At 42.4% G+C, this 7571-nt stretch carries 5 protein-coding genes and 2 pseudogenes; 4 read left to right on the top strand and 3 right to left on the bottom strand.

The window, feature by feature from the left end; genetic code table 11:
- The 4 genes and pseudogenes from ACYVR3_RS15785 to ACYVR3_RS15770 all read left to right on the top strand — a co-directional run.
- Positions 1-1206: pseudogene (locus ACYVR3_RS15785) on the top strand (MobQ family relaxase); the annotation flags it as partial.
- Between the two features lie 96 nt (positions 1207-1302).
- Positions 1303-3326, top strand: a pseudogene (locus ACYVR3_RS15780) (type IA DNA topoisomerase).
- 122 nt (positions 3327-3448) lie between these two features.
- Complete coding sequence (locus ACYVR3_RS15775) at positions 3449-3664, top strand: hypothetical protein (protein WP_034528478.1); 216 nt, start codon at positions 3449-3451, stop codon at positions 3662-3664.
- Positions 3665-3667: 3 nt separating this feature from the next.
- A complete protein-coding gene (locus ACYVR3_RS15770) occupies positions 3668-4792 on the top strand; it encodes an ArdC-like ssDNA-binding domain-containing protein (protein WP_461244976.1) in 1125 nt (374 codons plus the stop codon).
- A 156-nt stretch (positions 4793-4948) separates the two neighbouring features.
- Here ACYVR3_RS15770 and ACYVR3_RS15765 read toward each other — a convergent pair whose 3' ends face one another.
- The 3 genes from ACYVR3_RS15765 to ACYVR3_RS15755 form a co-directional block, all read right to left on the bottom strand.
- Positions 4949-5011 carry a putative holin-like toxin gene (locus tag ACYVR3_RS15765; RefSeq protein ID WP_222843308.1) on the bottom strand — a complete coding sequence of 21 codons (63 nt, stop codon included), beginning with the start codon at positions 5009-5011 and terminating at the stop codon, positions 4949-4951.
- Between the two features lie 213 nt (positions 5012-5224).
- Positions 5225-6481 (bottom strand): restriction endonuclease subunit S, encoded by a 1257-nt coding sequence (locus ACYVR3_RS15760; RefSeq protein WP_461244975.1) that lies wholly within the window; start codon positions 6479-6481, stop codon positions 5225-5227.
- Positions 6471-7571: type I restriction-modification system subunit M (locus ACYVR3_RS15755; protein ID WP_461244974.1), on the bottom strand; the 1101-nt coding region annotated here is incomplete at its 5' end. The genes ACYVR3_RS15755 and ACYVR3_RS15760, both read right to left, overlap by 11 nt.

The raw sequence follows: 7571 nt of genomic DNA, 5'->3' as shown, positions 1-7571 counted from the left end.
GAGTTAAGCCATGAACTGAAAACTTATATCAGTTTGGAGAACTTAGATGATAAGCGGCGCATGCTATTTAATTGGAAAAACAGCACCTTAATTAAACATGCGGTTGGTGAAGATGTGACTAAACAATTATTGACAATTAACCAACAAGAAAGCTCATTAAAAAAGGCAGATGAACTCTTAAATAAAGTGGTCGATCGTACTACGAAAAAACTTTATCCAGAGCTTAATTTTGAACAGACCACACAAGCTGAAAGACGAGAATTAATTAAGGAAACCGAAAGCGAGCAAACAGTTTTCAAAGGCAGTGAATTAAACGAACGTTTAATGAATATTCGTGATGATTTATTGACCCAGCAATTATTGACCTTTACCAAGCGACCATACGTTGGTTTTAAGTTATTAATGCAACAAGAAAAAGAGGCCAAAATTGATCTGAAATATACGCTAATGATCCACTCTGATAGCTTAGAAAGCCTGGAACACGTCGATAAAGGACTACTAGAAAAGTATTCACCAGCAGAACAGCAAAAGATTACTCGAGCAGTCAAAGACCTACGGACAATCATGGCCGTTAAGCAAGTCATTAAAACGCAATACCATGAAGTATTGAAAAGAGCCTTTCCCAAAGGTGATTTAGATGGATTGCCATTGATTAAACAGGAACAAGCCTATACAGCCGTGATGTACTATGATCCTGTTTTAAAGCCATGTCAGGCCGAAACGATTGAACAGTGGCAAGCAAATCCACCACAGGTTTTCAGTACCCAAGAACATCAATTAGGGTTAGCTTATTTGTCGGGGCAGCTTAGCTTAGATCAGTTAGAAAATCATCACTTACAACGAGTTTTAAAGCATGACGGCACTAAACAACTCTTTTTGGGTGAATGTAAAGTCAATCCAACGATTAAGAACAGTCAGATCGAGAAAATCCAAAAACAGTTAAAAGGGCAACAAGCCAAGGACGACCAATACAGAAAAGCAAATATCGGACATTATCAACCACTGAACTACAAGCCAGTTAGTCCAGACTATTACTTAAAGACGGCCTTTAGTAACGCAATCATGACCGCCCTATATGCCCGTGATGAAGATTACCAACGGCAAAAACAGGCGCAAGGTTTAAAGGAGACTGAGTGGGAAATGACGAAAAAGCAACGGCAACACCAAACTCGAAACCGGCATGAAGATGGGGGCATGCACTTGTAATCGGAATAAAAAAGGCACCGTTAAACCTGGTTAAAAGCGGCTGAACAAGGCAGAACAGAATTAGAACAGAAGCTCAATCATAAGGAGTGAACGAACATGACCACTGTTATCTTAGCTGAAAAGCCTAGTCAAGCCCGTTCATACGTCCAAGATTTTCAAAAGAGCATAAAAAGCAGGGTTACTATACGGTTAGTGACCCTATTTTGCCCGAAAAATACAAAGTTGAAGTGTCAGCTAGTAAACAAGCATAATTCAGGATCGTTAAAGACCTGTTAACCAAAGCCGATACCATTATTGTTACCACCGATAGTGGTCGAGAAGGGTCAAATATCGCGTGGTCGATCATGAACCAAGCGCATATTGATGTTAAGTCGAAAATGATTAAGCGCCTTTGGTTGAATAGCCTAGAAAAAGACGCGATTATTACCGGCTTTAAAAATCTTGGTGATTGGCACAAAGACTATTTGGCTTATAAAGAAGCCCAAACCCGTCAAATTAGTGACTGGTTAATTGGTATGAATGGCAGTCCTTTATATACTTTGTTATTAAGACAAAACGGGGTACGCGGGGTGTATTCAATTGGTCGCGTGCAGACGCCAACCTTGTATATGGTCTATCAAAGAGACCAGACAATCAAAAACTTTAAGCCGGAACCCTATTTTGAACTAAATGCGGAAATTTTAGCCAATCAGCAAAAATTCGTCGCAAAATTAGACCCCTATCAGCGGTTTAAAGATGAAACAGGGCTAATGACATTCATGCAAGCTAAACACGTTCAGAAAGGATTACAGGACGGTTTAATCAAGGACGTGCAAAAACAGGCTAAAAAGAGCGCCAGTCCCCAACTATTCTCGCTATCCAGTCTGCAAAGTGCGATGAATAAACGGTATCATACCAGTGCCAGCCAAACCTTAGCGGCCATTCAGAGTTTATACGAAGCTAAATTCCTTAGCTATCCCCGAACCGATTGTGCTTATATCACTGATGAAGAATTTGAGTATTTAGTGGCTAATCTGACGAAGTATCTGGGGTTAGTCTCTAAGCGAGTCGCTTTAACCAATACCACCCCGAATAAGCGCTATGTTAATGGGAAAAAGGTTGAAGAACACTACGCCATTATTATGACTAAAGTCGTGCCGACGAAAGAGAAACTGGCCAGCTTGCCTAAATTACAGCAACAGGTCTATGATTTGGTTTTAAGAACGACGTTAGCGATGTTTGCTGATCCTTACGAGTATGAAGAAACCATCATTATTACCCAAGTTGGCGACGCCAATTTTAAAGCAACGGGTAAGGTCCCAACTAAGCAAGGTTGGCAAGTTTTATTTGATGATCACAAAGCCGACCAGCAAGAGGCAGCCACCCTACCGATCGTTCACCAAGGCGACCAAGTTCAAGCAAATCTGCAAACGCCGCAAAAAGAAACGACACCACCGGTACCTTTTACCGAAGGTACCCTGATTACGGCAATGAAAACCGCCGGTAAAACGCTTGATGATGAAGAAGCCCAGGCGATTCTCAAAGACGTGCAAGGAATTGGGACAAGTGCAACCCGGGCCAATGTGCTGGAAGTGTTAAAGAAGCGCGGCTATTTAGTTACTGAAAAGAACAAGTTACACGTCAGTGAAGCCGGGATTACTTTATGTAAAGCGGTCGAACTCGAACCCTTGTTAACTAGCCCAGAGATGACAGCGAAATGGGAGCAAGCGTTACAGCAAATCAGTACTGAAGAACGCACCCCAGATAACTTTTTGAACCAAATCAAAAAGTTTGTGGCAAAGTTGCTTGCTGATGTTCCCACGCAATTGACTGGCAGTGCAGCCATTAAGCAACAAATCAATCACCAACAGCAAGCGCAAAAAGCCGCCGAAGTATTCTTAGAAACGCCGCAAGCGACCGTTTTAAATAAACAGAAGTTTTACATTGTGAAGCCTAAGCAAGGCGAAGACTTTACCTTACCCAAGAAATGGAGTAGCAAGACGCTTGGTAAGACAGCGATTAAGACGCTGGTCACCAAAGGGGAAACCAGCAAATTAAAAGGTTTCAAAAGCAAAAAAGGAAAGTCGTTTGACGCCAAGCTAAAACTTGACGGTCATAAATTAAGTTTTGATTTTGATTAGAACCTGCCTACCGCCCTACACTACGTTCCGGTTGGTGAACCCGTCATTTAGGTTCACTTCTACAACCCTAAAAGTAAACCTAAACAACGGGTGAGATTAGCAACGCAAAGGAGATCATAAATATGGATAACGAATTAACAGTCATTGGGAGTGAATTACCGGTTTTGCAGGCTAAAGGAACCTACAAGTATTTAAAAGAAACCACTGGTAACGGAGCCTATTATCAAGTGGCTTGGCAAAAATTAGCTGATGGCTACATCGCCCTTTATGGCACGACCCCGATTCAAATCAACGTAGCCCCTATATTGAATGATATTTTTGAAGATGAGGAGGGGTAGGCAATGCCGAGTAAAGCCGACGTTAAAGCCTGGAAAGCACAATTAGTCGCCCAAGCCGAACAACAAATCCTAAAATTAACCGATAGTGACCGATTTAAACAGTATCTTAATACCCTGGCTAAATTTCATCATTATAGCGCCAGAAACATTGATTTGATTTATGCGCAAAATCCGCAAGCCACTCAAGTCGCGGGCTTTAAGCAATGGCAGACGGCTTTTAACCGCACCGTCAAACGAGGCGCAAAAGCGATTCGGATTGCGGCCCCGATTATTAAGAAGTTAACACCAGCCGAGCAAAAGCGTCTTGATACCACCGATGAACGCGCCATTGTCGGTTACCGTTATCTCCCCGTCTTTGACGTGTCACAAACTAGCGGTGAGCCAGTTTTAAGTGCTAAAGACTTTGTCAAAGAAAATTTAGCCGATCATCAGAATGTAACGAGCTTGTATAACGCGTTCAAAGACTATCTCAACCAGCAACCCGACCTTAAAGTCAGTGAAGTGCCTTTAGCGACGCTAAATGGGGCTAAGGGGTATTTTCAACCCAGCACTAATGAAATCGTCATTGGTGGCGATGAGCCCAATAATGCTTTAAAATTGAAGACGTTATATCATGAATATGCGCATAGCCAGCTACACGGATTAAAATCAGCCTTTAAAGATCGGCCACGAGCTTATCAGGAAACCCAAGCCGAAGCGGTTGCATATGTCGCCATGCAAAACATTGGGGTTGATACAGGCAATTACTCCCTCGGGTATGTAGCTACCTGGGCCAAAGATAAAGCCGTGATCCATAGTGCTTTAAGTGAAATCCAGCAAGTTAGCAACAAAGTGATTGAGCTTAGTGACGGGTTAACCAAACAATTAGGCTTACAAGAAGCACAAAAAGAGCCCGAGCATGATTTAAAAAAGCTATCAGCTCAGTCACTGAATAAGTCCTATCAAAGCTTGCAACAACAAGTTCAGCAAAAGACTAATTCACAACAAAAAGCACAATTTAAAAACCAGTTACATGAGATACACGAAGAAATCAGTAAGCGAACTCAAAAACAACTGCAAGCATTTGTTGAAGAAAATCCGTCAATCAAACAACCCGATTTCAAAAATGACCAAAGTCTAAAACGTTAGCCAGTTTTTAAAGGACATGCTATAATGTAATAGAAAAGGGAAGCCTTGCGCTAACAAGACTTCCCATGCAAGCCGCTTCAAAGGCGGTGGCAGAAACTTAATAAACGATTTTAGCTCGTCCTGTGACCTCTACCAAAGTTACACAGGGCGGCTTTTTTATTTGTGGTGCTTGTCGATATAGCTGAGGAGCGCGATTAAAAACGTGCCAAACAGCAACATCAACGAGAGTGTCTGGAAGACGCTCATTGACTGTGAAACCTTCCTGAAGATTATTCCATGTTCCCATGGGCCTCACCTCACAAGGGAAAAGACAGCCACCGCCCTTAAAACTTCCTGCGTAATCTATTATACAGGTGAATTAAGTATTGACCAAGAACAATAAAAATGAAGTCATGGAGTTTCATAGGATCCTAAATTTGATCAAATTAAGAATCAGCAAAACATCTTTTGTAGATACCCTTTTTTGAGTTCCTGGAGTTTTTCAAGCTTACGCTGATGAAGAGCGATAGTGTCACTAATCATCATAATTAGCGTACCGAGCTTATTTTGCTCGGTTGGAGTCGGGACATAGATGCTCGTTTTCTTGATATCTGGTATTCCAAAATTTGCGACTGTGGTAGAGGCCGCATCTCTAATTCTTACTTCACGGCGAAAGCGTGGAGCCAGAAGGGTTGCAAGCGTGAATTGCGCATCTGTTGATACTTCAGTTGTACTTCTCAAAGCAACCATGCGCTGACCTAAGAAGAAATGATACGAATTGTCTGGAATAATGGCAACTTCACCAATTGGTGCTTCTCGTGAGAATACAATATCGCCTGGCTGAAGCCGAATTCTTTCGGACCATTGCTTATATGTCTGCTCTGTCACAGATTCCGTCTGGTCCACAAGCAGTCTTCCGTCTCGTACATAACTTGTTCGTATCATCCTAAACTGAGTTTCTTTGTCTGTAGTTGGTGCAGTAGCATGCTTTGTATCTGTGACTGAAAAGAGATTTCCAAGCTTACGCTCTTCCCAAGCGTCAGCAAACCCTGAAAATCTTAATTGTGGGAACTTGCTACCATTTCTGGGGAACAATTTCTGCAAATAGCCCTGTTTAAGTTCCTTAAGCTTAGCTAACTTACGCTGATGAAGGGTGATAGTGTCATCAAGGCTTTTGAAAAATGCTCCCAATTTGACTTGTTCACCTTTGTTCGGCAAAGTTACTTCGATAGATTCAATGTCTGAACCGTTATAGCTAGGCAAAGCACCAACTTGTGCATATCGAGGTAAGTTGATTGTTTCAAACAAAGTCTTTCCGAAATCAATATTCCAAGAGCCATCAAAGACATACGCCATGGTGTTGTTATCAATTAAGAATGGACTTGTCACAAGACGTTTACGATTGAGCATGATCGCTGCTCCAACTTTCGCAAATATAACTGCTGGGACCGTCTCAATTATTTTCCATTTTTTGCGTGACAACTGCTCGTAATTGACATAATTATTGGCATTAACCATTTCATGCTCGTTACCAGGCTTATTCATATCCGATACCTTGTAAAATGGAACACCTTCTGTTCCACCTTGTTCAGCATCTGGAAAACCAATTCCAGATTGTGTTTTACCAACTTCCCCCAACTTACGCTGTTCCCAAGGGTTAGTGAAACCTTTAAATCTTAATTGCGGATATTTAGCTTGGTTATCTTTCATTGTGGGCCTCCGGTTTTGACTGGTCATTCACCTGGGTAGCCACTAACTGGCTAGCCAATTCATTAAAGGCTTGTTCATTCTGACTGATCTCCTCGTCCAGTTGCTTTAGATCAGCTTTGACTTGGCCCAGATCGATCTCAGGTTCCGGTTCAAACGTATCAACGTAGCGCGGAATATTTAAGTTGTAGTCATTCTCTTTGATTTCTGCCGGTGAGGCCACGTGGGCATATTTATCGACATCTTGCCGGTTTTGATAAGTCGTCACAATTTTTTTGATGTTTGCTGCCGTTAGCTTATTTTGATTCTTGTCCTTTTCAAATTCCCGGGACGCATCTATAAATAAGACGTCGTCAGTGGTCTTGTGTTTCTTTAAAACCATGATCAATGTCGGAATACCAGTGGAATGAAAAATATTGGCGGGTAGCCCAATAATGGCATCAATCCGGTTATCCATTAGAAGCTTTTGGCGAATTTTGCCTTCCTTAGCCCCCCGAAATAGCACGCCATGGGGTAGGACAATGCCCATAGTCCCATGTTCCTGCAAATGATAAAAGCCATGTAGTAGGAAGGCAAAGTCGGCTTTAGATTTAGGCGGTAAGACGCCATAGTCGCGGAAGCGGGGATCAGACAAACGTTTGTCACTGTTATCCCAGTGCGCCGAGTAAGGTGGGTTCATAACAACCGCATCAAATAAGTAAGGTTCGTCAACCGGCCAATCTTTACTTAATGTGTCGCCATTGCGTAAGTGCATATCGTCATACGAGACGCCGTGCAACATTAAGTTCATTCGGGCCAGGTTATAGGTTGTGGTGTTCAATTCTTGACCGTGGTAACTCACTAAGCTGGGATTTTGCACGTGCTGTCCGACATTTAACAGCAGCGAACCAGAACCAACTGCTGGATCATAGATAGTCCGCACTTGGTTATCACCTGCATTGCGCTGATAGGTTACAATCTGGGCAATAATGTCGGACACCTGCCGCGGGGTATAAAATTCCCCCGCCTTCTTACCAGAATCACTGGCAAATTGCGCGATTAAGTATTCATAGGCGTCACCTAAGACGTCGCCTTGATGATGGATAAGATCAAT

It is taken from the genome of Secundilactobacillus muriivasis, assembly GCF_054785195.1.
This window is presented reverse-complemented; position numbering and strand designations above follow the sequence as displayed.